The 26,958-nt window shown below is 63.7% G+C and carries 28 protein-coding genes, 1 tRNA gene and 2 pseudogenes; 18 read left to right on the top strand and 13 right to left on the bottom strand.

Features of this window, described 5'->3' with window-relative positions; translation table 11 throughout:
* Positions 1 to 158: 158 nt before the first annotated feature.
* From ACVWYI_RS10555 to ACVWYI_RS10535, 5 genes are all read right to left on the bottom strand, one after another.
* Entirely contained in the window at positions 159 to 560 is a 402-nt protein-coding gene (locus ACVWYI_RS10555; protein ID WP_456661917.1) for a hypothetical protein, read from the bottom strand.
* Between the two features lie 177 nt (positions 561 to 737).
* The gene (locus ACVWYI_RS10550) at positions 738 to 1,673 is read right to left on the bottom strand and encodes a hypothetical protein (RefSeq protein WP_456661916.1); all 936 of its coding nucleotides are present in this window, start codon (positions 1,671 to 1,673) and stop codon (positions 738 to 740) included.
* A gap of 312 nt (positions 1,674 to 1,985) precedes the next feature.
* Positions 1,986 to 2,408 carry a hypothetical protein gene (locus ACVWYI_RS10545; RefSeq protein ID WP_456661915.1) on the bottom strand — a complete coding sequence of 141 codons (423 nt, stop codon included), beginning with the start codon at positions 2,406 to 2,408 and terminating at the stop codon, positions 1,986 to 1,988.
* On the bottom strand, positions 2,347 to 2,721 hold the full coding sequence (locus ACVWYI_RS10540; protein ID WP_456661914.1) for a hypothetical protein: 375 nt from the start codon (positions 2,719 to 2,721) through the stop codon (positions 2,347 to 2,349). The genes ACVWYI_RS10545 and ACVWYI_RS10540 overlap by 62 nt, the downstream gene beginning before the upstream one ends.
* On the bottom strand, positions 2,714 to 2,923 hold the full coding sequence (locus tag ACVWYI_RS10535; RefSeq protein ID WP_456661913.1) for a hypothetical protein: 210 nt from the start codon (positions 2,921 to 2,923) through the stop codon (positions 2,714 to 2,716). Before ACVWYI_RS10535 ends, ACVWYI_RS10540 begins: the two co-directional genes overlap by 8 nt.
* Positions 2,924 to 3,946: 1,023 nt before the next feature.
* Between ACVWYI_RS10535 and ACVWYI_RS10530 the strand changes: the two genes are divergently transcribed.
* On the top strand, positions 3,947 to 4,819 hold the full coding sequence (locus ACVWYI_RS10530) for a site-specific integrase (RefSeq protein ID WP_456661912.1): 873 nt from the start codon (positions 3,947 to 3,949) through the stop codon (positions 4,817 to 4,819).
* Between the two features lie 44 nt (positions 4,820 to 4,863).
* Positions 4,864 to 4,980: pseudogene (locus tag ACVWYI_RS10525) on the top strand (tyrosine-type recombinase/integrase); the annotation flags it as partial.
* A 183-nt stretch (positions 4,981 to 5,163) separates the two neighbouring features.
* Here the strand turns inward: ACVWYI_RS10525 and ACVWYI_RS10520 are convergent.
* Positions 5,164 to 5,240: transfer RNA gene (locus tag ACVWYI_RS10520), tRNA-Pro, on the bottom strand.
* Between the two features lie 68 nt (positions 5,241 to 5,308).
* On the opposite strand from ACVWYI_RS10520, the gene ACVWYI_RS10515 reads away from it, so the two are divergent.
* The 6 genes and pseudogenes from ACVWYI_RS10515 to ACVWYI_RS10490 all read left to right on the top strand — a co-directional run bounded on the left by ACVWYI_RS10515 (position 5,309) and on the right by ACVWYI_RS10490 (position 11,109).
* Positions 5,309 to 6,298, top strand: coding sequence for an L-threonylcarbamoyladenylate synthase (locus ACVWYI_RS10515; RefSeq protein WP_456661911.1), 990 nt, complete (start codon positions 5,309 to 5,311; stop codon positions 6,296 to 6,298).
* 23 nt (positions 6,299 to 6,321) lie between these two features.
* A complete protein-coding gene (locus tag ACVWYI_RS10510; RefSeq protein ID WP_456661910.1) occupies positions 6,322 to 7,749 on the top strand; it encodes an FAD-binding oxidoreductase in 1,428 nt (475 codons plus the stop codon).
* Positions 7,746 to 8,189 carry a GNAT family acetyltransferase gene (locus tag ACVWYI_RS10505; RefSeq protein ID WP_456661909.1) on the top strand — a complete coding sequence of 148 codons (444 nt, stop codon included), beginning with the start codon at positions 7,746 to 7,748 and terminating at the stop codon, positions 8,187 to 8,189. Before ACVWYI_RS10510 ends, ACVWYI_RS10505 begins: the two co-directional genes overlap by 4 nt.
* 21 nt (positions 8,190 to 8,210) lie before the next feature.
* The gene (locus tag ACVWYI_RS10500; protein ID WP_456661908.1) at positions 8,211 to 8,792 is read left to right on the top strand and encodes a GDP-mannose pyrophosphatase; all 582 of its coding nucleotides are present in this window, start codon (positions 8,211 to 8,213) and stop codon (positions 8,790 to 8,792) included.
* A gap of 156 nt (positions 8,793 to 8,948) precedes the next feature.
* Positions 8,949 to 9,879: pseudogene (locus tag ACVWYI_RS10495) on the top strand (glycine reductase).
* A gap of 36 nt (positions 9,880 to 9,915) precedes the next feature.
* Positions 9,916 to 11,109: a CaiB/BaiF CoA transferase family protein gene (locus ACVWYI_RS10490; protein WP_456661907.1), complete on the top strand. Its 1,194-nt coding sequence runs from the start codon at positions 9,916 to 9,918 to the stop codon at positions 11,107 to 11,109.
* A gap of 12 nt (positions 11,110 to 11,121) precedes the next feature.
* On the opposite strand, the gene ACVWYI_RS10485 is transcribed toward ACVWYI_RS10490, so the two are convergent.
* Entirely contained in the window at positions 11,122 to 11,877 is a 756-nt protein-coding gene (locus ACVWYI_RS10485; protein WP_247340215.1) for an SOS response-associated peptidase, read from the bottom strand.
* Positions 11,878 to 11,940: 63 nt separating this feature from the next.
* Between ACVWYI_RS10485 and ACVWYI_RS10480 the strand changes: the two genes are divergently transcribed.
* The 4 genes from ACVWYI_RS10480 to ACVWYI_RS10465 all read left to right on the top strand — a co-directional run bounded on the left by ACVWYI_RS10480 (position 11,941) and on the right by ACVWYI_RS10465 (position 13,868).
* On the top strand, positions 11,941 to 12,441 hold the full coding sequence (locus ACVWYI_RS10480; protein ID WP_456661906.1) for a hypothetical protein: 501 nt from the start codon (positions 11,941 to 11,943) through the stop codon (positions 12,439 to 12,441).
* A gap of 18 nt (positions 12,442 to 12,459) precedes the next feature.
* Positions 12,460 to 12,894, top strand: a complete 435-nt coding sequence (locus ACVWYI_RS10475; RefSeq protein ID WP_247440892.1) for an NUDIX hydrolase — start codon at positions 12,460 to 12,462, stop codon at positions 12,892 to 12,894.
* Positions 12,895 to 12,938: 44 nt separating this feature from the next.
* The gene (locus ACVWYI_RS10470) at positions 12,939 to 13,316 is read left to right on the top strand and encodes a TIGR02301 family protein (RefSeq protein WP_247440890.1); all 378 of its coding nucleotides are present in this window, start codon (positions 12,939 to 12,941) and stop codon (positions 13,314 to 13,316) included.
* Positions 13,317 to 13,601: 285 nt separating this feature from the next.
* Complete coding sequence (locus ACVWYI_RS10465) at positions 13,602 to 13,868, top strand: hypothetical protein (protein ID WP_007594892.1); 267 nt, start codon at positions 13,602 to 13,604, stop codon at positions 13,866 to 13,868.
* A 212-nt stretch (positions 13,869 to 14,080) separates the two neighbouring features.
* On the opposite strand, the gene ACVWYI_RS10460 is transcribed toward ACVWYI_RS10465, so the two are convergent.
* The 5 genes from ACVWYI_RS10460 to ACVWYI_RS10440 form a co-directional block, all read right to left on the bottom strand.
* Positions 14,081 to 14,398 (bottom strand): cupredoxin domain-containing protein, encoded by a 318-nt coding sequence (locus ACVWYI_RS10460; protein ID WP_354046116.1) that lies wholly within the window; start codon positions 14,396 to 14,398, stop codon positions 14,081 to 14,083.
* A gap of 12 nt (positions 14,399 to 14,410) precedes the next feature.
* Positions 14,411 to 14,944, bottom strand: a complete 534-nt coding sequence (locus ACVWYI_RS10455) for a DUF4142 domain-containing protein (protein ID WP_456661905.1) — start codon at positions 14,942 to 14,944, stop codon at positions 14,411 to 14,413.
* Between the two features lie 91 nt (positions 14,945 to 15,035).
* Positions 15,036 to 15,740 carry an RNA polymerase sigma factor gene (locus ACVWYI_RS10450; RefSeq protein WP_456661904.1) on the bottom strand — a complete coding sequence of 235 codons (705 nt, stop codon included), beginning with the start codon at positions 15,738 to 15,740 and terminating at the stop codon, positions 15,036 to 15,038.
* Positions 15,741 to 15,852: 112 nt separating this feature from the next.
* Entirely contained in the window at positions 15,853 to 16,722 is an 870-nt protein-coding gene (locus ACVWYI_RS10445; RefSeq protein WP_456661903.1) for a sulfurtransferase, read from the bottom strand.
* Positions 16,723 to 16,870: 148 nt separating this feature from the next.
* Complete coding sequence (locus ACVWYI_RS10440; protein ID WP_456651025.1) at positions 16,871 to 18,205, bottom strand: dihydroorotase; 1,335 nt, start codon at positions 18,203 to 18,205, stop codon at positions 16,871 to 16,873.
* Between the two features lie 101 nt (positions 18,206 to 18,306).
* On the opposite strand from ACVWYI_RS10440, the gene ygfZ reads away from it, so the two are divergent.
* The 6 genes from ygfZ (at position 18,307) to ACVWYI_RS10410 (ending at position 25,015) form a co-directional block, all read left to right on the top strand.
* Positions 18,307 to 19,188 (top strand): CAF17-like 4Fe-4S cluster assembly/insertion protein YgfZ, encoded by an 882-nt coding sequence (gene ygfZ, locus ACVWYI_RS10435; protein WP_456661902.1) that lies wholly within the window; start codon positions 18,307 to 18,309, stop codon positions 19,186 to 19,188.
* A complete protein-coding gene (locus tag ACVWYI_RS10430) occupies positions 19,185 to 19,811 on the top strand; it encodes a DNA-3-methyladenine glycosylase I (RefSeq protein WP_247340249.1) in 627 nt (208 codons plus the stop codon). Before ygfZ ends, ACVWYI_RS10430 begins: the two co-directional genes overlap by 4 nt.
* Positions 19,808 to 20,422: a YfbR-like 5'-deoxynucleotidase gene (locus ACVWYI_RS10425; RefSeq protein ID WP_456661901.1), complete on the top strand. Its 615-nt coding sequence runs from the start codon at positions 19,808 to 19,810 to the stop codon at positions 20,420 to 20,422. Before ACVWYI_RS10430 ends, ACVWYI_RS10425 begins: the two co-directional genes overlap by 4 nt.
* Positions 20,423 to 20,573: 151 nt before the next feature.
* Positions 20,574 to 21,080: a tyrosine phosphatase family protein gene (locus tag ACVWYI_RS10420; RefSeq protein WP_456661900.1), complete on the top strand. Its 507-nt coding sequence runs from the start codon at positions 20,574 to 20,576 to the stop codon at positions 21,078 to 21,080.
* A 220-nt stretch (positions 21,081 to 21,300) separates the two neighbouring features.
* On the top strand, positions 21,301 to 22,269 hold the full coding sequence (locus ACVWYI_RS10415; protein ID WP_456661899.1) for an NUDIX hydrolase: 969 nt from the start codon (positions 21,301 to 21,303) through the stop codon (positions 22,267 to 22,269).
* A 49-nt stretch (positions 22,270 to 22,318) separates the two neighbouring features.
* Positions 22,319 to 25,015, top strand: a complete 2,697-nt coding sequence (locus ACVWYI_RS10410) for a DUF2339 domain-containing protein (protein ID WP_456661898.1) — start codon at positions 22,319 to 22,321, stop codon at positions 25,013 to 25,015.
* 3 nt (positions 25,016 to 25,018) lie between these two features.
* Here ACVWYI_RS10410 and ACVWYI_RS10405 read toward each other — a convergent pair whose 3' ends face one another.
* Complete coding sequence (locus ACVWYI_RS10405) at positions 25,019 to 26,707, bottom strand: methyl-accepting chemotaxis protein (RefSeq protein WP_456661897.1); 1,689 nt, start codon at positions 26,705 to 26,707, stop codon at positions 25,019 to 25,021.
* Positions 26,708 to 26,958: the final 251 nt, after the last annotated feature.

The following is a 26,958-nucleotide window of genomic DNA, read 5'->3' as shown; positions in this document are numbered from 1 at the left end:
TCGACGCATTGGCCCTTTTCACGCCGGTATCAAAAGCTACGAGCCCCACCGGTTCAGCGGAGCTCGAAGCCTTCATTCGCGCAGCGCCACTCAGCTCCTTGAATGTTGCCCGACAGATCAGCAGTACGTGGTCAGTCTTTAGGATACGGCGGTTTGGGCTACCATTCCGTCGGCGTGATCTTCCACGTCATACCGTTGATGCTCCGAGAAGCGTAGTCGGTCACCGCGTTGATCGGTTCATCATTGAAATCCAGAAGTTTGGAAAATTCATCGACAAGCGTCGATATGGCTACTGGCGCTTCGATCCGTTCGATCTCATCCGGTATTCCATGGTTCTTCAGACCGAAGTTTTTTTCGAAATGCCGCGACTGTCGCCAGCGCCGAACCTTTCTCCCGCCGTACTTTTCGCCTTTGGCGATTCCGCGTGTTGCCAAGCTCCTCGTGATGAAGTGCAACCTTTGAGGTTTCGGCAAGTCCGCGAACTCGGGATCGTGCAATAGTAGACTGAGATCGAGAGTTCGGGCGATTTCGGCGATGATGGCGTCAAGCTTAACGTCCATTGAATTCCTCCTTGTTGGCCGCAACGTCGCGGCTGGACAAGGATCTTTTACAAGTTCGCCTGAGCGCCTCTGTCGTAGTGCTCTAATCGCCCCGCCACTCAGTGAAAATTCACGATCCGGATCTCGGACACCCAGCGAGGGTACAAGGGCGGTATCGTGCCGAGAGGTAGGGCCAATTCAGCGCCGCGCCATTGTGATTTGCCTGTGCCTCCTTCGGATCGGACCGGGAATGCGGCTTCTGAGTGTCGTAGTATCGCCCCTCAAAGCGATGCGCTTGGCAGTCTTGAGAAGCTTTGCACCGTCGCCGCCAGCGACAGCGAGCTTGTCAAGGTGGAGGTGCTTCATGGCGTGGAAGATTACGATCCTCTCTCCATGTCGAAGATCCTCCTTACCTTGTTTGAATTGCCGCAATACCACACCATCAACGTCGGTGATCGGCCGCCCCAACTCATCTTCTCGATCTCGCACCGAGAGTCGATAGCCTTTGCATGGCGATTTCAGTAGATAGGCTACATGCTTGGGTAATCTACCGTGTTTGATTTTTCGGATGTGAGTAGCGCGCAAACCATCGGCGATTGCGCTATAGTGGCCCGAGCGCACAAGCTTTCGGAGCTGCTTCTTCAGCTCCTTACGCGCAACGCCCCAGACCAGAGCATGCAGGTGCCAGAACATGCAAAGCTTGCCCGCATATCGCACGCCGTGCTGCAAATTGACGTAATAGGCTGGCTCGACCACGCCAAAATACGAGAACCCCCGTAAGCCATACCTCAGCCGGTTCTTGATGAATTCCAGGTCCCCAACAGTCATGCGATCTTCGGGCGGTCTCGCGCACCGCACGTCCATGAGGGAAATAAAAAATACATCCTGGTTGTGCGTTGAACCATCCCCTCCGTCACAGAAGAAGCCCGACAGTTCATTGCTAACAGCTTGCCCCCAGATCCGACGTGAAAAGGAATTTACGGCCAGCAGATCATGTCGAAATCTACCCTTCGGCAGCTCTCGATCACCACGCGATAAGGTGTGACGCTTCTTCGATTCATCGAATGCCCTTCGCAGCGCGGAATGCTCTCGCGACTGCCAATACTCAATCCGCGTTTTTCGATAGAATGTCATGTCCATCTCCAGTCCAATACTGGAGATGCTTTACAAGGTTGTCGCGTCACGCAGATTCGGTCGTAGGCGGATCAAACAGCCCATCTAGGTGCTATAGAACGTCTATTCGTTCATTGGTGTGTTCAAGCAAGCAGCAAGCAAGGGAGCTCTTAAGTAGCCGGTGGCGCAGCAGAGAACATTCCATGCGCCTCTATTCCCGGGGCTGAAAGAACCTCACGCGAGGATGCAGAACAAACCATAAGCCACCTGACTATCACGAGGCGCTCGAGCGCCTCGTGATTCAGGAGGGGCTGATTTCGCTTAAAGCGATCCCTATCCCCACGATCCATCATCATGCTTTTTGCCAGCCGTCTTTGCATTGCCGGCTTTGGTGGTTTTCCCTTTGGCCTGGATCGCGATGATTTTTTCCACCTTGACGGTCGGCAATTCATCGGAGGACATACGGACATAACCGATGATTTTGATCCTAGCATTTTCGGCAAACCGAGTTAGCTTTTCCGATAGTTTAGGCGAAAGGCCCACGCGGATCTGCCGGCCGAACTTGCGTTCGGCATCAAGGCTTTCTACTGCTTCTTCATCTTGGTTGTCGCCATCCTGATCCTCCTGATCTTCGTTGGGCTCGTCTTGGCGGGTTTTAGCAGCCAGTCTTGCAAGCTTCTCGATCCCTCCATTTTTAAGGATTGCCGTCGCAATGTCCTCGACTGCGACCTGGAGTTTGTCGATCAGATATCTCAACGCTTGTGCCCTTTTCGAAGCTTTCCTTCTTGTCGGACTCAGAGTTTGCGTCGAAAATAAAGATCAAAGCGCCGCGCAGAACGTCCTTCTCGCCTATCTTTTTGCGAAGCCGAGACGTGGTGGTTTCATCGGCCTCTACCGACAATGCCGTTTCGGCCGCCCGCTGCAGAAACTGGTACAAGGTCTTCCGATGGCCTTTTAGAAACTCTTTGTGCTCCTGTTTCAGAGATTCCAGTTCAGCGAGTGCTTCCTCGTATGAGAGTGCCTTGATTGCTGAGTTTTTAGATGATTGGTGGCCCTTGACTTTAAACATTATGAGTCTCCCCAAGAGCGGGCGCACTACCAAACCAGCGTGCCTCTTCTTCGCTTGAAATCAAGGTGCGTTTTCCAACCTTCTTCGGATGAAGACGGCCCTCCTTGATCTCCTTGTATGCGGTGGTGCGTCCAATTCTGTTGCGAAAACAGAACTCCTCCAAACTAAAGCAATTTCGTTCCGTGTATTCCGACTTGCTCATGGGCATAGTTCTCCACACCGCTCAATCGAGAGCGGCAAAGATCGGTTTCGGGTGAAGCTGAAATTTGGGTGGATTGAACAGCCGACGCGAGTTACAGCCTGCTGCATGCCGCGTCGAGCCGCGGCGTACCATTCAAAAATCAGTTTCGGTGGGGCTGAAATTTTCAGTGGATTCAACGGTCGGCCGCGAGTTGCAGGCCCGTTGCCTGCCGCGTCGAGCCGCGAAGTACCATTCAGGAACGTCTTCGCGGGCGCTCGTTGTCTGCAGGGCGGAGCATGGCGGCCCGCCGGCAGAGACTCCAACCACCTGTCCACTAACGTGGCTGAGTCTAGGGTCAGCGATTTGCGCAAAAGATCTTGAGCGCTCAGCGATGATCCGTGAGCACCATATTAGTCGAAGACGCAGCAGTTGCAACCAAAATTGCGATAGCAAAGGATGACCGGGCCGTAGCATCGCGCTAACGGCTGTAGTTGTTCGTTGCCGTCCGCGAATGGTCGTACACGACCATCGTAATGCGGCGCTAAGAAGCTCAAGGAGGCATGCAAACAAGGACGGCGCTGAGATTTCCGCAACAATAGCCCGCTGGATGGTCCTGCGACGAGACCGAAGCGATCTGGGTTTGCGCCGGTTCGTTGACAGGTCGACACGAGCATAGAAACTTGAATTTTGCTTGGTCATTGTATAGATTAAGAGTTGCAGTGGTCGTTTTAGACTCGCTGCTTCTTTCTGCACCAGCACTCGAAACCCAATGACAGCCCCGTATTCGACTGTTCGCTGTCCAGTCTTCAACTGAAGTCCTTCAGACTTCGGAAGACATTTGGGTATGGACGACAGTCTTGTTGCTGGCCGGCTCGCTCCTGACGCGCCACTCCGTCTTTCCATCGCTGCAAAGTTGGCTTTTCCCGACGGTTCGATGACGGCATCGGGCCTGCGGCGCGAAGTCCTGCGCGGCCGGCTGCAAGTGGAGCGTATTGCAGGCAAAGACTACACCACCATGGAAGCCATCAATGAAATGAGGAAATTATGCCGCGTCCAAGCAAGGGAGCTCGGCTCTACAAACGTAAGCCCAGATATAGAGACGGCAAACTCGTCGCCCAAGCCGTCTGGATCATCAAGGACGGTGACCGGCATATCGCCACAGGATGCCTTGCGAACGCGTCTGGAACAAAGCCGCCTCAACAAGCAGAGCAGGCGCTCGCGGACTACATTGCACGCAAGTACCAACCGGAGCGAGGTAGACGGGACATAGAAGACATCGACTGCGCCGATGTTCTCTCAATCTACCTAACGGACATTGGCGAGCCAGGCGAGCAACACGAGATTGAGCCGAGGATCGAACGTCTCAACGAGTATTGGGGCGGCAAGAAGCTGGCGCAGATCAATGCCCAGAGTTGTGCGGGGTACACAAAGCATCGCGGCGGTCCGGGGGGCGCTCGCCGCGATCTTGAGACACTGCGGGCTGCGATCAACCACCACGGAAAGGAAGGCTTTCACCGCGGCGTGGTGCGGGTATCGCTCCCTCCCAAAGGTGAGGCGCGCGACCGATGGCTGACTCGCAAAGAGGCCGCAGGGTTGCTTTGGCATTGTTGGAGGTATCGTGAGAAGCAGACGATACACTCAGGATCATCGAAAGGCGGGCCGGTCGCCACGAACCGAAGACCTCTGCGTCATATCGCTCGGTTCATCCTGATCGGCCTGTACACCGGCACTCGGGCAGGCGCGATCGCATCGGCGTCGCCATATGCGATAAGTGGGCGCTCTTACGTGGATCTCGAGCGCGGCATTTTTTATCGTAAGGCCATTGGCAAGCGCGCGACAAAAAAGCGTCAGACGCCAGCCCCTATACCGCCTCGTCTGCTCGCCCCCACCTTCGGCGTTGGTGGAACCATAAGCTGATCGCAGAGTGCTTCGTTGAGTTCAACGGCAAGCCGGTCGCCTCGGTGAAAAAGGGCTTCAAGACCGCCGTAGGGCTTGCCCGGCTACCCGGGAGGGTTACACCCCACACCCTGCGCCATACGGCTGCGACATGGCTCATGCAGGGTGGCGTGCCAATCTGGGAGGCTGCAGGGTTCCTGGGCATGTCTCCCGAGGTCCTGCAGAACACCTACGGACATCACCACCCAGACTTTCTTCAGGGGGCGGCCACGGCTATTGGCAAAAAAGGCCGGTATGTTTCCGTGGTTGAAACGGTGGTTGACTCGGGAAGGACCAAAGATCAGAAGAAAAAACCTAATGATATCTGGTCGGAGTGGCAGGATTCGAACCTGCGACCCCTGCGTCCCGAACGCAGTGCTCTACCGGGCTGAGCCACACTCCGACAAGAGGCCGGCTTATAGCGTCGGGTGTGGCGCACCGCAAGCGGCCGAGCCGAGGAATTTTATCCCTGTGAAAACGGGTCTTGAAACGCTGATTTTACCGGCCGGCGAGGCCGGAGCGGAAGCTGCCGCCCGGACATTGGCTGCCGGCGGGTTGGTCGCGTTCCCGACCGAGACGGTCTACGGGCTCGGAGCAGATGCCGGAAATGCCGCCGCGATCGCCCATCTTTACGCCGCCAAGGGGCGGCCGGCCTTCAACCCACTGATCGCGCATGTCGCCGACCTCGCGGCCGCGCGGCGGATCGGGCAATTCGACGCCTGCGCCTTGAGCCTTGCGGAGGCGTTCTGGCCGGGGCCGCTGACGCTGGTGGTGCCGAAGACGGAAAACTGCCCGGTGGCCGATCTCGCCACCGCGGGCCTCGACACGGTCGCAATCCGCATTCCGGCCCATCCGGTGGCGCAGGCGATCCTGCGCGCCTTTGGCGGGGCGGTGGTGGCGCCCTCCGCCAACCTCTCCGGCCACGTCTCGCCGACGCTGGCCGCCCATGTCGAAAGCGACCTTGCGGGGCGGATCGACCTGATCGTGGACGGCGGGCCTGTTACGGTCGGCGTCGAATCGACCATTGTCGGCTGCCTCAATGCGCCGATGCTGCTGCGGCCCGGCGGGCTGTCACGTGAGCGGATCGAAGCCGTGCTCGGCGCACCGCTGGCGCGACTGCCCACGGAGGCCGGGAGCGACGACAGCCAGCCACTGGCGCCGGGCATGATGGCCTCGCATTACGCGCCGCGCGCCAATGTGCGGCTCAATGCGCAGGACGTTGCGCCCGGAGAAGCGCTGCTGGCGTTCGGCCCCGCGCGCCTGCCGGGCGTTGACGCCGCCGCCGCTGTCATGAATTTGTCGCCCACCGGTGATCTCGATGAAGCCGCCGCCAATCTGTTCGGCTATCTTCGCGCCCTCGATGCCAGGAGGCCGCGCGCAATCGCCGTGATGGCGATCCCCGAAGACGATTTGGGCGAAGCGATCAACGACCGGCTGCGCCGGGCCGCGGTCGCCCGATAAGAAGCTTGAGAAGAGACACGACCATGAACGTCAATCAATCCGCCACCCCTCCGCTTGCGCCCGAGTTGTTCGAACAATTCCGCAAGATCGTCGGCGATCGCCATGCCATCACCGATGCGGCCGACATCGAGGCGTACGTCACCGAGGAGCGCAATCTGTTTCACGGCCGCTCGCCGCTGGTGCTGCGCCCGGGCTCGACCGCGGAGGTCTCCGCGATCTGCAAGCTGGCTTCCGAGCACAAAATTTCGCTGGTGCCGCAGGGCGGCAACACCGGCCTCGTCGGCGGACAGACGCCACACAATGGCGAGGTGGTGGTGTCGCTGCGGCGGCTCGACAAGATCCGCGAGGTCGACGTCGCCTCCAACACCATGACTTGCGAGGCCGGCGTGGTGCTGCAGATCGCGCAGCAGAAGGCCGCTGAAATGGACCGGCTGTTCCCGCTCTCGCTCGGCGCCGAAGGAAGCTGCACCATCGGCGGCAATCTCTCGACCAATGCCGGCGGCACGGCCGCGCTCGCCTATGGCGTCGCGCGCGAGATGGCGCTCGGGCTCGAGGTGGTGCTGGCCGACGGGCGCGTGCTGGGCGTGCTGTCGAAGCTGAAGAAGGACAACACCGGCTACAATCTGCACAATCTCTTCATCGGCGCCGAAGGCACGCTCGGCATCATCACGGCCGCGACGCTGAAACTGTTTCCAAAGCCGCGGGCGATCGAGACCGCCTTCGTCGGGCTGAAATCGCCAGATGCGGCGCTGAAACTCCTGACGATCGCGCAAAGCGAGGCCGCCAATGCGCTGACGAGCTTTGAGTTGCTGTCGGAGATGGCGGTCGATTTCTCGATCCGCCACGGCATCGACGTGCGCGACCCGCTCGCGCAGAAACATCCCTGGTACGTGCTGATGGAATTGTCCTCTCCGGGCGACGATGCCCGCACGCCGCTGGAGACGATCCTCGGCCGCGCCATGGAGGACGAGATCGTCGACGACGCCGTGATCGCGGCCAATCTCACCCAGCGCGCCGGCTTCTGGAAGCTGCGCGACGAGATGTCGTCGGCGCAGAAGCCGGAGGGCGGCTCGATCAAGCACGACATTTCCGTGCCGGTGGCCACCGTTCCCGCCTTCATCACGGAGGCCAATGCCGCCGTAGTGAAGCTGATTCCCGGCGCGCGGCCGGTGCCGTTCGGCCATCTCGGCGACGGCAATCTGCACTACAATGTCAGCCAGCCGATCGGCGCCAACACCGCGGATTACCTGGCACGCTGGCACGAGATGAACGCAGTGGTGTTCGCGATCGTGTTGCGCATGGGCGGCTCGATCTCGGCCGAGCACGGCATCGGCGTGCTCAAGCGCGACGAGCTGCCTGACGTGAAGGACAAGACCGCGATCGAGCTGATGCGGTCCATCAAGGCGATGCTCGATCCGCTTGGAATCATGAACCCGGGAAAAGTGCTGTGAGTGCTCTCAGGATCGATGCGATCAATGACGCCGATGTCGAGCCTGTGGTCGCGCTGTGGCAGCGCTGCGGCCTGACGCGGCCGTGGAATGATCCGCACTCGGACATCGCGCTGGCGCGACGGCGCGACAATTCCACCATCCTGATCGGTCGCGACGGCGGCGCGATCGTCGCGACCGTCATGGTCGGCCATGACGGCCATCGCGGCTGGGTCTATTACGTCGCGGTCGACCCCGATGGCCGCAAGCGCGGCCATGGCCGGGTGATCATGGCCGCCGCCGAGGACTGGCTGCGCCAGGCCGGCATTGCAAAGCTCCAGCTCCTGGTCCGGCGCGAGAACGCGCAGGCCAGTGCGTTCTATCAGTCGCTGGGTTTTGAGGAATCGACCTCGGTGATGTTCCAGAAGTGGCTCGACGGCCGCGACACGACTCCAAGCAACTGAGCAAGCAACTGAGATCGAGCCATGACCATTTCCGACCGCGTCCGCATCAAGGACGTCCGCGTGCTCTCGGACAACTGGACCACCCTCAAGAACACCACGTTGGAGTACCGGCGCGCCAATGGCGAATGGCAGACGCAGCACCGGGAGACCTACGAGCGCGACAACGCCGCCGCCGTGCTGCCGTATAATCTCGCACGGCGCACGGTGATCCTGGTGAAGCAATTCCGCCTGCCGGCCTTCATCCGCGGCTACGACGATTTGCTGATCGAGGCGGCCGCCGGCGTGCTGGACGATGCCTCGCCCGAGGTGCGCATCCGCGCCGAGGCCGAGGAGGAAACCGGCTATCGCCTGCACCACGTCCACAAGGTGTTCGAGGCGTTCATGAGCCCCGGCGCCATCACCGAGAAGCTGCATTTCTTCGTCGCCGAGTACGAGCCGGAGATGCGGGTCAGCGACGGCGGCGGCCTCGAGCATGAAGGCGAGGACATCGAGGTGCTGGAGCTCGGCATCGACGAGGCGCTGGCGATGATCGCGGACGGGCGCATCATCGACGCCAAGGCGATCATGCTGCTGCAATACGCGGCGCTGCATCTGTTTCGGTAGGTTGTCTTCCTTCCTTCTTCCCTTGCCGGAGAGGGGAAAAAGCAGCACTCGCTCTATCAGCGCTGCAATTCTGACCTGCATCACCCCGCCCCCCGTTGAGCTCGTCGCCGACTATCTTTAGTCTGTTGCCAACAAGAACCACAGGAGACGCGCCCCATGACCGCTTCGCGCGACGACGAATTCGGCTTTGCGCCCGACTATGATGCACCCGTCCCCTATATGCAGCGCACGCGGGACTATTACACCGCGATCGGCTACACCACGGCGTATCGCTGGGCCCACTACACCGAGGCGCCGTTCCAGCCGCTGAAGAAGCCGCTGGCGCAATCGCGCGTCACCATCATCACCACGGCCGCGCCGTATGATCCCACCAAGGGCGACCAGGGGCCGGGCGCGGCGTATAATGGCAGCGCAAAGTTCTACCAGGTCTATGACGGCGACACCGCGAAGCCGCACGACCTGCGCATCTCCCATATCGGCTACGACCGCAAGCACACCTCGGCCACCGACAACGGCACCTGGTTTTCGCTGCCGCAGCTTTTGAAGGCGAGCGCCGCCGGGCGCATCGGCGAGGTGGCCCCGCGCTTCTTCGGCGCGCCGACCAACCGCAGTCATCGCGTCACCCTCGACACCGACGCGCCGGAAATTCTGGCGCGGGCCGTTGCCGACAAGGTCGATGTCGCCGTGCTGGTGCCGAACTGCCCGGTCTGCCATCAGACCACCGCGCTGGTGGCGCGGCATCTCGAGGCGAACGGCATTCCGACCGTGATCATGGGCTGCGCCAAGGACATCATCGAACACGCCGCCGTGCCGCGCTTTTTGTTCTCGGATTTCCCGCTCGGCAATTCCGCCGGCAAGCCGCACGACATCGCCTCGCAGGCGCAGACGCTCGAGCTGGCGCTGAAACTGCTGGAGACCGCGAGCGGCCCGCAGACCACCATGCAGTCGCCGCTGCGCTGGAGCGAGGACGCCTCCTGGAAGCTCGACTACAAACAACGTTGCGCAGCTCTCACCTGAAGAGCTGGCGCGCCGCCGTGCCGAATTCGACAAGCAGAAGGAGCTCGCGCGCGGCAACCGCGCCGCCTGACGTCCTCCGACAACCAAAACAAAAAGGGAGAGCGACGTGACGCGACCGTTCGAAGGCGTGAAGATCCTGGACTTCACGCAGGTGCTGGCCGGCCCTTATGCGAGCTACCAGCTCGCGCTGCTGGGCGCCGACGTGATCAAGGTCGAGCGGCGCGAGGGCGAGGACATGCGCCGCACGCCGCTGTCGCGCGAATGGGCCGACCGCGGTCTCGCGCCGGCGTTCCAGGCCATCAACGGCAACAAGCGCAGCCTGACCCTCGATCTGCAAAAGCCCGATGCGATCGCGATCGTGAAGAAGCTCGCGGCAAATGTCGACGTCGTCATGGAAAATTTCCGGCCGGGCGTGATGGACAAGCTCGGCATCGGTTATGAGGCGCTGTCCGCGATCAATCCAAAGCTGATCTACTGCGCGGTATCCGGCTTCGGCCAGACCGGCCCGGATCGGCTGCGCCCCGGTTATGACGGCAAGATGCAGGCGCTGTCGGGCATCATGGCGATCACGGGCCATCCGGAGACCGGCCCGACGCGCGCGGGCTTTGCGGTCTGCGACGTGCTCTCGGGCGCGACCGCTGCGTTCGGCGTGTCGAGCGCGCTGTACCAGCGCGACCGCACCGGCAAGGGCCAGCTCATCGACGTCTCCATGCTGGAGGCGACGATGGCGTTTCTGTCGGGGCAGATCGCGGACTGGTCGGTCGCCGGCCACCGGCAAACACTGTCGGGCAATCAGGCCGTGAGCCGCCGGACCACGGCGAATTTGTTTCGATGTGGCGACGGCCACATTCTGCTCGCCGTCAACAACGAGAAACAATGTCGCGCGCTGATGTCTGCGCTCGGCCGCGAGGACACGCTGACCGATCCGCGCTTCGCCGATTGGTTTGCGCGCAACGACAACGAGCCGGCGCTGCGCTCCATCATCGAGGAGGCGCTCGCGGCGAGGCCTGCGCGCGAATGGGAGACGATTTTGGAAGATGCCGGCGCGCCCTGCGCCAGCATCTGGAAGGTCGAGGAGGTGATCGACCATCCGCAGATCAAGGCGCGCGGCGCGATCCAGGAGCTGGATACGCCCTACGGGCGCCTGCGCTTCGCCGGCAGCGGGTTCAAGCTCGCCCATGGCGGCGGCAAGCTCGACCGGATGGCGCCGGAGCTCGGCGCGGATACGGATGCGGTGCTGGGCGAGCTAGGTTTTGACGCGGCGGCGATTGCGGAGTTGAAGGCGCGGGAGATTGTTTGAGGGCGCCGCCGCCTAAAACAACGACCCCTGCCCGCCATCCTCCGATCCAACCGCCTTCCGCACGACCTTCTTCGGCTTCACCGCCTCCGCCTCGATCTCCTCCGCGCTGATCGGCAATAGCAACTGCTCGTCATCATTGGCGACGCGGTTGACGCGGGTGGTGACCGGGTGCCAGGCGAATTCGCCGATGCGCGGGGCGGTCATCAGCGGCAACACGGTGTCGACGTCATCGCTGCGGCTGTCCAGCCAGCGCTCGAAATCGCGCGGGCCGATGGTGACGGGCACGCGGTCATGCAACGTGGCGAGATCCTCGCTCGCCGCCGCCGTGACGATCGCGGCCGTGTCGAGCTCTTCGCCGTTCGGCCCGACCCAGGTCTCGAACAATGCGGCAAAGCCGAGCGGCTCGCCGTCGGCGCGGTGGATGAAGAAGGGCTGCTTGCGGCCGTCGATCGACTTCCATTCGTAATAGCCGTCGGCCGGAATCAGGCCGCGCCGCCGGCGGATCGCGCGTTTGAACGCGGGCTTCTCCAGCACCGTCTCGGAGCGGGCGTTGATCAGCAGCGTAAATCCTTTGGGATCCTTGAGCCAGCCCGGCAACAGGCCCCAGCGCATCAGGCGGAAATGGCGCGCGCCATTCTCGGCCAGCACGACCGGAATCGGTTGTGTCGGGGCCACGTTGAACCGGGGCGGGAAATTCGGCTGCTCGATATAGCCAAACAGTTGCCGCAAAGCCGCCGGGGCTGAAGTTATGACGAAGCGTCCACACATCCTTGAGCGCCTATATAGGGTCCGTTCAGGTCCTTTTAACCCCGAACGTTAACACTGCGGCAGATGAGCTCAACGGTCTCCCAGCCGGCGCGAATGCATGGACAGACGGGGCCCGAGGCCGCGGCCTGGGCCGAGCGGCTGCGCGTCGCCAACATCAACCCGCGGACCGGGCTTGCCACCGACTATCTCAACCATTTCAATGAAGCCGTGATGCTGCTGGAAATGGTCCCGGACATGCCAGAATGCGCGGAAGATTTCTTGACCTGGTCGCCGCTGTCCTACGCCGAGCATTTCACCGCCTCGAATTTCAAGGCCCGGGATCTGGCGATCGAGGCCTATGACAAGGCCGACCCGAACGTGCGCGCCCAGTTCGACCATCTCACTGACACCATGACCTCGATTCTGTCAGCGGTCGGCTCGGCCATGCGCGAGGTCGAGAAGGACACGACCCGCGTCCGCCTCGCCGAGCAAGCCGCAGTCTGGGTCAGGCCGCTGATCGCGGCCTGCGGCGGCATCATCAATGGCGGTGCGGAAGCCGAGGTCGACACCATCATGGCGAACTGAGCCCGAGCAGGTGAAGTCATGGCCGCGGTCGTCCAGCCCACCCATCCCCAGCTCGCGGTCAGTGCCGCGATTTTTCGCGACGGCAAGGTGCTCCTGACCCGCCGCGCGCGCTCGCCCGCAAAAGGGTTCTATTCGCTGCCCGGCGGCCGGGTCGAGTTCGGCGAATCGCTGCACCAGGCGCTGGCGCGCGAGGTCGACGAGGAGACGGCGCTCGATATCGACATCATTGGCCTGGCCGGCTGGCGTGAAGTGCTGCCGCCCCCGGGCGGCGCCGGCCACTATTTGATCATGTCCTTTGCCGCCCGCTGGGTGGCGCGGGAGCCTGTTCTCAACGACGAGCTCGACGATTACCGCTGGGTCGCCCCAGAAGCCCTGGCGAGCCTCGGCGACCTCAAGCTGACCGGAGGGCTGGAAGAGGTCATCCAGTCGGCCCACCGGCTGATCGGCCCCTGACCCCGCCTTGCGTCTACCGCCCCGAGGAGGCATACACCCCGCCGATGTCCACGCGATTTCTGGCCATTTTTGCCCTGCTTCTCGCCTGCGCCTCCGCGCCCGCCCGGGCCCAGGACGGGGCAGCGCCGTTTGACGGCGATTTGCAGCGGCTGGCGGAAATCCTCGGCGGGCTGCACTATCTGCGCGGCATCTGCGGGTCTAACGAGGGCAACAAATGGCGCAGCGAGATGCAGGCGCTGATCGATGCCGAAACCCCCGCGGGCGAGCGCCGCACCCGCATGATCGCCGGCTTCAACCGCGGCTATAACGGTTTTCAGCAGACCTACCGCAGCTGCACGCCGGCCGCGACGGTGGCGATCCGCCGCTACATCGAGGAAGGCTCGAAGATCTCGCGCGATCTCACGGCACGCTACGCGAACTGATTTACTGCCAACCGCATCCAGACCGTGAACTCCTCATCCTGAGGAGCGCGGAACGCGCGTCTCGAAGGATGAAAGGCCCTGCTGCTGCAGCAGGGCCTCTATGGTTCGAGACGCGTGCTTCGCACGCTCCTCACCATGAGGGTTGGGCATCGGGGAACTCTGTCATCGTCTTTGTACACAGCCGTTAACCGTTCCTAAAGATGTGGCCTAGCGGGCGTTAACGCGCGTGCTACACCTCTCGCACAGCGCATCGCCGTGGACGCGCCTCCAGCCCTGTCGAGTTTCATGAGCCATCCAGTGTCCTACGCCCCCGCCCGCGCGCCGCTGCCCGATCACGAGCAGAAACAGGCCGCACTGAGCTATCTCAACGAGGCCTGGGCCGAAGCGCGCCATGATGGCGTCGACGGCGACTGCCTGGCGCAGGCGAGCCTGTTCGCGGCCCTGGCCGAACTCGTCGGCACCTATGGCGAGGACGCGGTGGCGAAATTCGTCGAGGGCTTTCCCGGCCGCATCCGCAACGGCGAATTCTCGGTCGACATCTCCAGACAGTAAGCCTTGCTCCAGGCAGTAAGCCTTGCCGAAAATGACCCCGCCGCACGGGCGGGGCCAGTCTACGGATGAATGACTTTACGACGAAGTCTCGGCGAAGACGTCGCGAAGTCTGCCGTGTTTATCGCACGGAAGCGGCCTCCCCCGGCCAAGCATTAGTCTCGTCAGGGCCGGGAGTTGTTCCCGCAGCCATCGGGAATGCGCGCCCCAGCCCGTCACGGCTCGATCTTGAGCGTCGCTTTCATGTTGGGATGATAGCGGCAGTAATAATCGACCGTGCCCGCTTTCTTCAAAACGAACGTCGCCGATTTTTTCGCCGGCAGGTTCACGTCGAAATCCCCGTTCCCAGCGGTCGCGGTGTGGGCGAAGACGTCCTTGTTGATCCATTCCACGGTGTCGCCGACCTTCGCCGAAGCGTCTTTCGGCGACATTTCGAGATTCTCCATCGTGATTTGTATGGTCGCGGCGTGCGCCGGGACGGCCATCGCCACGAGCACGACCGCTGTCGCGATCGCAGACAATCGTCCCGGCATCATCACCTCTCCCTATTTCAGTTCGGCCGCGACGTGCTCGGCGTGCTGCTGATGCCCCTGGAAGATTTTCAGGCCGGTCTGCAGCAAGCTCTTCAGCTCGGCATTGTTGGCGGACGGAATGAGCTGGGTCTCCAGCGCGCCGTTGACCGCCTTGTGGTAGGCGACCTCGTTCGCGACATAAGCCTTGTCGAAGGCCGCACCGTCCAGCTTGCCGAGCTCGGCCAGCTTATCGCTCGCCTGCTTCGACAGCGCCTTGCTGGTGTCGTTGTCTTCAGGCGTAACGTTCAACTTCTTGACCAGCGCCAGCGCCTGCTTGTTGACGGCCTCGTGGTCGCGCAGCATGTCCTCTGCAAATGCCTTCACATCCTTGTTCCTGGCCTTCTTCTGCGCCTGCTTGGCCGCGTTGATGTCGATCACGCCCGCGGTGTAGGCGATGTGGGCGATCTGCGGATCGGTCGGCTTGTCGGCTGCTCTGGCGCCTTGCAGCAGCGCGGGACTCGACAACAAAATTGCTGCGGCGATCGCCGCACTCCAACGAACGAACATGGTTTGACACTCCTGTGCTGCCGGGCGGATTGCCGGCGCTTTGCTTCACAGGCGTTGGATGGAATTTTCGCGCGAACGTTCCCGAAAAACTTCAGCCGCCGATGCCGAGCCGCTTCAGCACTGACACGGTCAGCCGCTCGCAGCGCCACCCGGCGAACGGAAACGCATCCATCACCAACGGACCGATCTCCTTCTCCACGTTCTCGCGCAGCATGGTGCGGGCACGGTGCAGCCGCGTCTTCACGGTCTCGGGCTTGACGCCGAGCAGCTCGGCGGTCTCCTCGATGTTCATGCCTTCCATGACGCGTGCGACGAAGACCATGCGGAAGACATCCGGCAACTCGTCGATGGCGCGCTCGACGACGCGCTGGATTTCACGTTGGGCCATGGTCCTTTCCGGATCGCCTGCGGGAGAAACGGGAAATTTTATGATCTGCGCCTCGAGCATCGCTTCGGGCACCGAGCCGAGCTCGACATGTGGCTTGGCGCTTCGCGCCCGGCCAAGCGCCTCGTTGATGGCAATGCGCGACAGCCAGGTCGACAGTCTGGACTCGCCGCGGAAGCCGTCGAGATGGGTGAAGGCGCGGACGTAGGTTTCCTGAACCACATCCTCGGCTTCGCTGTCGCTGCGCAAAATCCCGCGCGCCAGCCGATAGAGCCTGCGGTTGTTGGCCTGCATGATCTCACGGAGCGCGGCCTCGTCCCGGCCCCGCACCCGGTCGACCAGTTCGGCTTCCAATGCCCGGATTTCTGATGTCTTGGCACCGGCGGACAGGCCGGCTGCGGTCCGTTGCATGGCGGTCACCTGCTCGTTTCGCTTCGTTGGGCATTGGATGCAGGCCCAGGGAAAGGTTCCCAACTTTCTGCCTCTCCTCGGGGTTCCCTTGGGGGAAGGGTTAAGGGATATCCTAGTCCGTCTCGATCGGCAGCGCCGGATCCCTTGCCCACTCGCCCATCGAGGCGTCGTAGAGCGTCAGTTCGTCGTAGCCGAGTTGCGTCAGCAGCAGCAGGTCGATCGTCGCCGAGATGCCGCCGCCGCAATAAAGGATCACATTCTTGTCGCGGGTGACGCCTGCCGCGGCGAATTTGGCCTCGGCATCGGCAAGCGTCGTCAGCGTCTTGTCGGCATTGGCGAGCGTTGCCGCTGATACGTTGACGCTGCCGGGAACGCGACCCGGCCGGCCGTAGCGGCTCGGCTCGAGCCCGCGATGAAATTGCGGACCGAGCGCGTTGACGATAACAGTCGCGGGATCGCCAAGCCGCGCCTTCACGGCGGTCTTGTCGACGAACAAGCCTGCGCGCGGCGTGGCCTTGAAGGTCGTGGGCGGATATCCCTTTGAGGCGCCCATCTCGAGCGGCCGCCCCTCGGCTTTCCATTTGTCGAGCCCGCCATCGAGCACCTGCGCATCGACGCCGAGTGAGCGCAGCATCCACCAGAACCGCGTGGACCACATCATGGTGCCGATGCTGTAGAGCACGATGGTCTTGCTAGCATCGAGGCCGTGGCGGCCGAAGGCGGCCTCCAGCTGGGCTACGCCAGGCATCATGAAGAATTGTTGCGCGGAGGCGTCGGAGAACTCGCCCTGCAGGTCGAGAAAATCGGCGCCCGGGATGTGGCCGGCCTCGAACGTCTTGTCGCCGGGGACGGCGCGATAGGGCACGTCGCTGCCCGGCGGCACCGGCTCGTTGTAGGTCGTGCAGTCGTAGAGGCGGAGATTGGGGTCGCCGAGCTGGGCTGCGAGTTGCTCGGTGGTGATGAGGGGGGTCGGTTGGGGCATTGACTACTCTCCCTATCGAGGGAGTGTAGCTCTCTCCACTTGTCATTGCGAGCGCAGCGAAGCAATCCCGTCTGCCTCCGCGGAAAGACCCTGGATTGCTTCGCTGCGCCGCTGCGCTCGCAATGACGAATGTGTGGCAACACCGCGGCTACGCCTTCAACGTCTCCAGAAACCGCACCGGCTCGCCCTGCGAGGCCGTCACGAGGTCACCCTGCCACATCACCCGGCGACCGCGGATGAAGGTGCCGACGGGCCAGCCTGTAACGCGCACGCCGTCATAGGGGGTCCAGCCTGCTTTGGAGGCCACCCATTTGTTGGTGATGATCTCGCTGCGCTTGAGATCGACGACGGTGAAGTCGGCGTCATAGCCGGCGGCAATGCGGCCCTTGCAGGCCATGTTGTAGAGGCGCGCGGGGCCGGCGCTGGTGAGATCGACGAACCTTGCCAGCGACAGGCGGCCGGCATTGACGTGATCAAGCATGAGCGGCACCAGCGTCTGCACGCCGGTCATGCCGGAGGGCGAGGCCGGATAGGTCTTCTGCTTCTCTTCCAGCGTATGCGGGGCGTGGTCGGAGCCGAGCACGTCGATGATGCCCTGCTCGATGCCGCGCCAGATCCCGGCGCGATGTTCGGCGCCGCGCACCGGCGGATTCATCTGCGCCAGCGTGCCGAGCCGCTCGTAGCATTCGGGCGCAACCAGCGTGAGATGATGCGGCGTCGCCTCGCAGGAGGCGACGTCCTTGTGGTCGCGCAAAAACTCGATCTCTTCCTTGGTCGAGATGTGCAGTACATGGATGCGCTTGCCCGTCTCGTGCGCCAGCTTGACCAGGCGCTGCGTCGCCATCAGCGCCGCGGTCTCGTCGCGCCACACCGGATGCGAGCGCGGATCACCCTCGATGCGCAGCGATTTGCGGTCGTTGAGGCGGTACTCGTCCTCGGCGTGGAACGCGGCACGGCGGCGGATCACCTGAAAGATGCGGCGCAGGCTTTCGTCGTCCTCCACCAGCAGCGCGCCGGTCGAGGAGCCGATAAAGACTTTGACGCCGGCGCAACCCGGCGAACGCTCCAGCACCGGCAGGTCCTGCACGTTTTCGCGGGTGCCGCCGATGAAGAAAGCAAAATCGCAATGCATGCGATGATGGGCGCGCTTCACCTTGTCGGTGAAGGTGGCCTCCGTCACGGTCAATGGCGAGGTGTTCGGCATCTCGAACACGGCGGTGACGCCGCCCATCACTGCGCTGCGCGAGCCGGTCTCAAGGTCTTCCTTCTGCTCCAGCCCGGGCTCGCGGAAATGCACCTGCGTGTCCATGACGCCGGGCAGGATGTGCAGGCCCTTGCAGTCGATCATTTCGGCGGCGGAAGCCTGCGACAGCGCGCCGATATCGGCAATGCGGCCGTTGACGACGCCGATATCGCGGGCTCCCTCGCCGTCCTGGTTGACGACAGTGCCGCCCTTGAGGATCAGGTCGAAACGCTGGGTCATGGCTGGAGGCCTCTCTCGTCCCCAAGCGCAGGGCTTGAGGTCTTGTCGTTTTTGCCTTGCGGGCTTACGTTCCGGAGCAACATGTCGCAAGAGATTTTCGTATGAAATCAGCGTTTCTTCCCGACCGGGGCGTGGTGAAGGTCGCGGGCGAGGACGCGCGCAACTTCCTCAATGGCCTCGTCACGACCGATGTCGACAAGCTCAAGCCGGGCCTGGGGCGATTCGGCGCGTTGCTGACGCCGCAGGGCAAGATCACCGTCGATTTCCTGATCACGGAGGCGCCTGCCGGCCATGGCGGCGGGTTCCTGATCGATTGCCCGAAGCCGCTCGCCGACAGCCTCGCCACCAAACTGAAATTCTACAAGCTGCGCGCCAAGGTCACGGTGGAAAACCTGTCCGACGATCTCGGCGTGCTCGCGGCCTGGGACGGCAAGCCCGCGGCCCAGCCCGACCTCGCCTTCGCCGATCCGCGCAATGGCGAACTCGGTTACCGCATCCTGATCCCTGAAGATCTCAAACAGAAGCTCTCCGATCTGATCGGCGCCGAGCTGGTCGACGCCGCCGCATACGAGGCCCGCCGCATCGCGCTCGGCGTGCCGCGCGGCGGGCTCGATTTCATGTACAGCGATGCGTTCCCGCACGAGACCAACATGGACCGCCTTTCCGGCGTCGATTTCGACAAGGGCTGCTATGTCGGCCAGGAGGTCGTCTCGCGCATGCAGCATCGCGGCACCGCGCGCACCCGCAGCGTCAAGGTGCTGCTCGAGGATCTCTCGCCTGAGCTCGGCGTCAGCGTTCTCGCCGGCGACAAGCCGGTCGGCACGATGGGCTCGTCGGCGCAGGGCAAGGGTATCGCGCTGGTGCGCATCGACCGTGTCGCCGATGCGCTCGATGCGGGACAGGCGCTGACTGCCGGTGGCCTCGCTGTGAGGCTAGCGGAGCCTGACGTTGTCCGCATTCCAGCCAAGCAGCCCATCGCATGAGCCGTGCCCCTCGCCTGCATCCCGACGGAATCACGCGCTGCCCCTGGCCCGGCGAAGATCCGGTCTACGTCGCCTATCACGACACCGAATGGGGCGTGCCGGAATATGACGACCGCGCGCTCTATGAAAAGCTGATCCTCGACGGTTTCCAGGCCGGCCTGTCCTGGATCACGATTTTGCGCAAACGCGACAATTTCCGCAAAGCCTTCGACGATTTCCAGCCGGAGAAGATCGCGCGCTACAACGAGAAGAAAGTCCACGCGCTGATGAACGATGCCGGCATCGTGCGCAACAAGGCCAAGATCGACGGCGCGATAGCAAGCGCGAAATCCTATCTCGATATCATGGAGAAGGGCCCCGGCTTCTCAAAACTGCTGTGGGACTTCATGGACGGTAGCCCCAAGGTCAATCATTTCAAGACCACCGCGAGCGTGCCGGCCTCGACGCCGCTCTCCATGCAGATCTCCAAGGAGCTGTCCTCGCGTGGGTTCAAGTTCGTCGGCCCGACCATCGTTTATGCCTTCATGGAGGCGACCGGCCTGGTCAACGATCATCTCGTCGACTGCCATTGTCACGCGAGCTGCGGCAAGACGCAGCGCAAGCCTCGCCTCAAATCCAAATGACGGCCAAGAAGTCGTCACGCGATGTGGCGTCCCGCGCCTGGCAGCGCATGCTGTCGGGCCGGCGGCTCGATTTGCTCGATCCCTCCCCGCTCGACGTCGAGATCGCCGACATCGCGCATGGGCTGGCGCGTGTCGCCCGCTGGAACGGCCAGACCATCGGCGCGCACATCTTCTCGGTCGCGCAGCACACGCTGCTGGTGGAAACCGTGATGCGGCACGAGATGCCGCGCGTGGATCAGCGCATGCGGCTTGCCGCGCTGCTGCATGACGCGCCCGAATACGTCATCGGCGACATGATCTCGCCGTTCAAGGCCGTGCTCGATGGCCATTACAAGGCGGTCGAAAAACGCCTGCTCGGCGCCATCCACATCCGGTTCGGGCTACCGCCGGTGCTGGCTGACGAGATCACGCTGGCGATCAAGGCCGCCGATCGCGGCGCGGCCTATCTGGAGGCGACCGAGCTCGCCGGTTTCAGCGAGAGCGAGGCCAGGCGCCTGTTCGGCCGCGATCCGGGCCTGTCCGACAGCGTCCGGCGCGACTATCTCACGCCCTGGACGGCGGCGCGGGCGGAGAAGCAGTTCCTGGAGCGCTTTGGCGCGGTGTTTGCGTGATCATTGTCGTGGGTTAGAGTCCTGTAGGGTGACCAAAGGCACCCTTGCGCCGTGCCCACCAGTTTTTCCCAAATGCGACGAAAGTGGTGGGCACGCTTCGCTTTGCCCACCCTACGAACGCCCGCTATAATCTGCGGAAAAAAGGTCCGCCATGATTCATGTCTGTTCCCTCGCCGCCCTTCCCGAAACCGTCCGCCTCACCAAGGCCAGCCATGTGCTGACCGTGATGGCCAATGTCGAACAGGTGCCACGGCCGGTGTCGGTGCTGCCGGCCAATCATCTCAAGGTGTCGATGGACGACATCACCGAGGAGATGGACGGTTTTGTCGCGCCGTCCGAGAACCATATCGAGCAGGTGCTGAACTTCGTGCGCGGCTGGGACCGCGGCGCAGCGCTGGTGGTGCACTGCTATGCCGGAATCAGCCGCTCCACCGCGAGCGCCTTTGCCGCCGTCTGCGCGCTCAATCCGGATCGCGACGAGACCGAGATCGCGAAGAAGATCCGCGCGGCTTCCCCGATCGCCTCGCCGAACCGGCGCATCGTCGGCCTCGCCGACCGTGCGCTGGGGCGCAACGGCCGCATGCTGCGCGCACTCGACGAGATGGGCCCGGGCGCGATGATGGTCGAGGGCCGCCCCTTCGCGATCGAGCTCGAATGAGAAGAGAGTCGAATAGCAGCCCCAACGGGACTGCGCTTCCTCTCCCGCTTGCGGGACAGGGGTGGGGAGAGGGTATCTCCGCATCGGGACAGTCCCCCAGAGGAGAAAGCCCTCACCCGGCGCTGCGCGCCGACCTCTCCCGCAAGCGGGAGAGGTTGCAGCGAGCCCGCGGCGAGACCGGCTCAATCAACCTTCTCACAACATCGGCGATCGCCACCGCATGAGCGACAAGCTCCTGACGCCGATCGAGATCGGCCTGACTGCTGCGATCGTCGCGATCGAAGATCATGAGCCGCTGATCCTCACCGCGCGCGGCAGTGACGGACTGGCCGGACTGCCGTTCGGCCCGTTCGATGCGCCGAGCCATCGCACTTTCGAGATCGGCCTGCGGGCCTGGGTCGAGCAACAGACGGGCCTGAGGCTCGGCTATGTCGAACAACTCTACACGTTTGGCGATCGCGGCCGGCATGCCGAGGCCGGCGATACCGGCGCGCACATGGTGTCGATCGGCTATCTCGCACTGACGCGCGCCGTCGGCGGCGAACTCGCAGCCACGAGTGCGAGCTTCGCGCCGTGGTATCGCTTCCTGCCCTGGGAAGACTGGCGCGAGGAGCCGCCGGCGATCATCGCGCGCGACATCATCCCGGCACTGACAACATGGGCCGAAGAGGAGACGCCGGAGACGACGCGGGCGCTGCCGCGCCGGGATCGCGTACGGTTCTATTTCGGTCTCGACGGCGCGTCCTGGGACGAGGAGCGTGTGCTCGACCGCTACGAGCTCCTGTACGAGGCCGGACTGATCGAGGAGGCACGGCGCGACGGCCGCCCCGCGGCATTAGCGCGCAAGACGCTTCCCGCGCTCGGCACATCCATGCGCTTCGACCACCGCCGGATTCTTGCGACAGCGATCGCGCGGCTACGCGCAAAACTGAAGTATCGTCCTGTGGTCTTTGAACTTTTGCCCGCCGAATTCACACTCACCGAATTGCAGCACACGGTGGAGGCGATCTCCGGCCGCCACCTGCACAAACAAAATTTCCGCCGCCTGGTCGAAATGGAAGCCCTGGTCGAACCGACTGGAGTGATGTCGACACAGACGGGCGGACGTCCGGCGGCGCTCTACCGCTTCCGTCGCGACGTGCTCCAGGAGCGGCCCGCGCCGGGCTTGCGCGTTCGCTCCCGGCGCTAACCCGAGAAATGCGTGATCGGCCCCTGCCCGCCGATTGCCTGGAGGCTTTATGTCAGACGGCCCGTTCGACGTCTTCGCGCTGATCATTGCGATCATCGCTTTCATAATCGCGATCAAGGCCTCCAGCCAGGCGGCCGGGCTGCGCCGCCGGCTGAGCTCGCTCGAAGAGATGTTTTGCGCGCAGCGGCAAGTGCAGCCGCCGCCACTGATGCCCGCGCCGCCGATGCGGGCCGAAGCGCCCGCAGCAACCTCCGAAGCGCCGCCGCCGCTTGCGCCCGACGCCGATGCGCCGCCCCCGCGCGTTACCCAGGACGTTTCACCGCCCCCACTCGAGGCGAGCACCGATGCGCCGCCGCCGCTGCCCGCGCCGGCGCCCGGCTTCGAGGAACGGCTCGGCACCCGCTGGGTGGTGTGGATCGGCGGCCTTGCGCTTGCGCTCGGCGGCTTCTTCATGGTGCGCTATTCGATCGAGGCCGGCCTGGTCGGCCCCGGCGTGCGCGTGTTCCTTGGCGGCGTGTTCGCGCTGGCGCTGCTTGGTGCCGGCGAGTGGTCGCGGCGCAAGGAGAGCATCTCCAACATCGCCGCGCTGCCGATCGCCAACATTCCCGCGATCCTCACCGCGGCCGGCACGGCGGTGGCATTTGCGACCATCTACGCGGCTTACGCGCTCTATGGCTTCCTGGTGCCCGCGACCGCTTTCGTGCTGCTCGGCCTTGTCGCGCTCGGCACGCTGGCCGCAGCGCTCCTGCACGGGCCCGCGCTCGCGGGCCTCGGCGTGGTCGGCGCGTTCGTGACGCCGATCCTCGTCTCCAGCGGCAAGCCGGACTATTGGGCGCTCTACATCTATCTCGCCATCGTCACCGCCGCGAGCTTCGGCCTCGCCCGTATCCGGCTGTGGCGCTGGCTTGCGGTCACCACGATCGCCTTCGCCGTGCTCTGGATCTTCCCGGGCCTCGATACCAGCGACTTGCAGGTCGCGCCGCACGCTTTCCATGTGATCGCAGGCTTTGTTCTTGCCGCACTTCTCGTCGTCTGCGGCTTCATGTTCGGCCCGACGATCGAGGACGGAGAGATCGAGCCGGTCTCGTCGAACTCGCTCGGCGCCTATCTGTTCGGCGCGATGCTGATCGTGCTGTCGAGCGCGCATGCGGATCTGGCGCTGATCGCCTTCACGCTGCTCGTCGGCGCGACGCTGCTCGTCGCCTGGCGCGCGCCGGCGGCTACGGGTGCGCTGGGCGCGGCCGCCGCGACCGTCTTCATCGTATTCGCCGAATGGGCGGTGCGCGCCAATCCCGACATGCTGGTGCTGCCGGGCGGCCCCCTGGCCGGCATCGCACCGACAGCGACCGACAGCGCGGTGACGCTGCATCTGGTGATGGCGGCGGTCTTCGCCGCCGGCTTCGGCATCGCGGGCTTCCTCGCGCAGGGACGCTCGAACTCGGCGATCATTCCGGTGGTGTGGTCGGCCGCGGCTGTCGCGACCCCGATCGCGATCCTGGTCGCGCTCTACGCACGCATCGCGCATCTCGACCGCTCGATCCCGTTCGCCATCCTCGCAGTGCTGCTCGCCGCCGCCTTTGGCGCAGCCACCGAAACGCTAGCGCGCCGCGAGACCCGGCCGGGCGGCAAGATCTCCACGGCCTTGTTTGCGACCGGCACGCTCGGTGCGCTGGCGCTGGCGCTGACGTTTGCGCTGGAGAAGGGCTGGCTCACGATCGCACTGGCGCTGATGTCGCTCGGCACCGCCTGGATCTCGATGCAGCGGCCTATCCCGTTCCTGCGCTGGCTGGCCGCGATCTTCGCTGGGCTGGTCACCGCACGGATCGGCTATGATCCCCGCATTGTCGGCGACGCCGTCGGGACCACGCCGATCTTCAACTGGCTGTTGTGGGGCTACGGCTTGCCGGCGGCATCGTTCTGGGCAGCGAGCCTGTTCCTGCGCCGCCGCGGCGACGACGGCCCGCTGCGCATGGTCGAGAGCGCCGCGATCCTGTTCACCGCGCTGCTCGCCTTCATGGAGATCCGCCATTTTGCGACCGGCGGCAACATGACGAACGCACCGTCGCTGCTCGAATGCGCGCTGCAGGTCTGCGTTGCGCTGGCCATGGCGATCGGGCTGGAGCGCTTGCGACTGCGCAGCCGCAGTATCGTGCACAATGTCGGCGCGGTCGTGCTCACGGCGATCGGCGGGCTCGTCAGCGTGTTTGGCCTGTTGATCCTGGAGAACCCGATGCTGTGGCGCACCGATGTCGGCGGCGCCGTGTTCAACCTGCTGCTGCTCGGCTACGCGCTGCCGGCGGTGCTGATGCTGCTGCTCTCCTATGCCGTGGTCGGCCAACGCGGCAAGACCTACGCCAACACGATCGCGGGCGGCGCGCTGCTGTTCGCGCTCACCTATGTCACGCTGGAGATCCGCCGCTTCTATCACGGCCCGATCCTCTCCACCGGGGCGACGACGGGCGCCGAGCAATACACCTATTCGATCGGCTGGCTCGGCTTCGGCGTGGTGCTGCTTGGCGTCGGCATTCTCGTCAATTCGGAGCGGGCGCGGCTGGCCTCGGCCGCCGTAATCGCGCTGACGATCCTGAAGGCCTTCGTCATCGACATGTCGACGCTGACGGGCGTCTACCGCGCGTTGTCATTCATGTGCCTCGGCATCGTGCTGGTCGCGATCGGCTGGCTCTACCAGCGCATCCTGTTCCGGCGGCAGGTCGCACCGCCGCCGGCTCCGCAGACAAGCATTTGAGGATCAGGCCGCGCGGACCGATTCCAGGAACTGCGCGACCTCGACCTTGAGCCGCGTGCTGTCGGTCGCCAGCGATTTCGCCGCCGACAGCACCTCGTTCGAAGCCTCGCCGGTCTCGATCGCACCGCGCTGCACGTCGGTGATGTTCGACGAGACCTCCTGCGTGCCGACCGAGGCCTGCTGCACGTTACGCGAGATTTCCTGCGTGGCCGCGCCCTGCTGCTCGACGGCGGCAGCGATGGCCGCGGCCACCTCGGACAGCCGCTCGATGGTGCCGCCGATCTCCTGGATGGCACTGACCGATTCCTGCGTCGCCGCCTGGATGCCGGAGACCTGCGCCCCGATCTCACCGGTTGCTTTCGCGGTCTGCTCGGCCAGCGCCTTGACTTCGGAGGCCACGACCGCGAAGCCGCGGCCAGCCTCGCCGGCACGCGCGGCCTCGATGGTCGCGTTCAGCGCCAGCAAATTGGTCTGGCCCGCGATGGTGTTGATGAGCTCGACGACGTCCCCGATACGGGACGCCGCCTGCGACAGCGCGTTGACGCGGTCGTTGGTCCGCGTCGCCTGTTCGACGGCTTCCGCTGCCATTCGTGCCGAATCCTGCACGCGACGGCTGATCTCGGTGATGGAGGACGACAGCTCCTCCGAAGCGGATGCCACCGCCTGCACGTTGGTGGAGGCTTCCTCGGACGCGGCTGCGACGACGGTCGCCAGCTCCTGTCCGCGCTGCGCGGTGTTGGTCAGCGTCGACGCGGAGGCCTCGAGCTCGGTCGAGGCGGAGGAGACGGTGCCGACGACCTCGCCGATCATGGCTTCGAATTTGCGGGTGATGGCGTCGACGCGGCGGCCGCGCTCGATCTTGGCTTCGGCGTCGTGCGCGGCGGCCTCGTCGGCGGCCTTCTTGGCGATCAGCGCCTCCTTGAAGATCTGGAGCGCATCCGCCATCGAGCCGATCTCGGTCCGCTCGCCGCGATGCGGTACATCGGCCGAGAGATCGCCTTCGCCGAGCGACTGCATCGGGCGGATGATTGAAGCGATGCCACGGGAAACGTCGCGCACGAGATAATAGGCGGCGCCGATCGCGATCACGACCGAGAGCACGATGATGCCGACCAGCACGCGGAAGATCATGGCATAACTGTCGGCCGCCTGCTTCGTCTCCAGCTCGGCGCCCCGGTTGTTGAGCTCGATGCCCTTTTGGAGCAGCGGATCTGCAGCCTGGGCCATCTTCGCCACCTTGGTCTGCAACAACTCGTTGGCATCAGTCGGGAAATGGCCAACGCCCTTGCGCGACAGCGCCATCACGTCCTGCACGCCGTTCAGATACTCGGCCCACGCCTTGCTCCATTGTCCATAGAGCGAGCGCTCCTCCGCGGTGGTGATCAGCGGCTCGTAGACCTTGCGCGTCTGGTCGATGCGTGCCTGCAGCGAGGCGAGGCGCTTCTCGGCGGCGTCCTTGCCCTCAATGGTGTCCTGCATCAGATGCAGGCGGAGCGCGACGCGCAGCTCGTTGATGTCGGCGCGAAGCGAGCCGAGCGCGCGCACGCCGGGCAGCCAGCTCTCCGCGATCTCGACCGTATGGGAATTGATGTTCTGCATGGTGCCGATCGCCGTCACGCCGACACCGGCGAGCGAAAGAACCAGGACAGACAGCACGGCCAAAAGCTTGAAGACGATCGACAATTTCGACATCACGACAAATCCCGATGATACCTAGCAACGCGCAGATCACCTGCCGTAATCGCCACGACGGTGGCGAGACGGAGGTCAGTTCAACAATGCTGGCTGGTTCTTATCCCGTGAGATTGCTCCCATAGTTGCAAACAGCCGTTAACAGGAGCCTACGTAAAACTACGGGATGGGCCTAACCGTCACTATTTCTCCTGCAACCATCTGTTGCAACTGCAACGGCGCCTCATGCTGCGACGCGCAGCGCTACGCTT

This window comes from Bradyrhizobium sp. LB13.1 (genome assembly GCF_054056815.1).
This window is presented reverse-complemented; position numbering and strand designations above follow the sequence as displayed.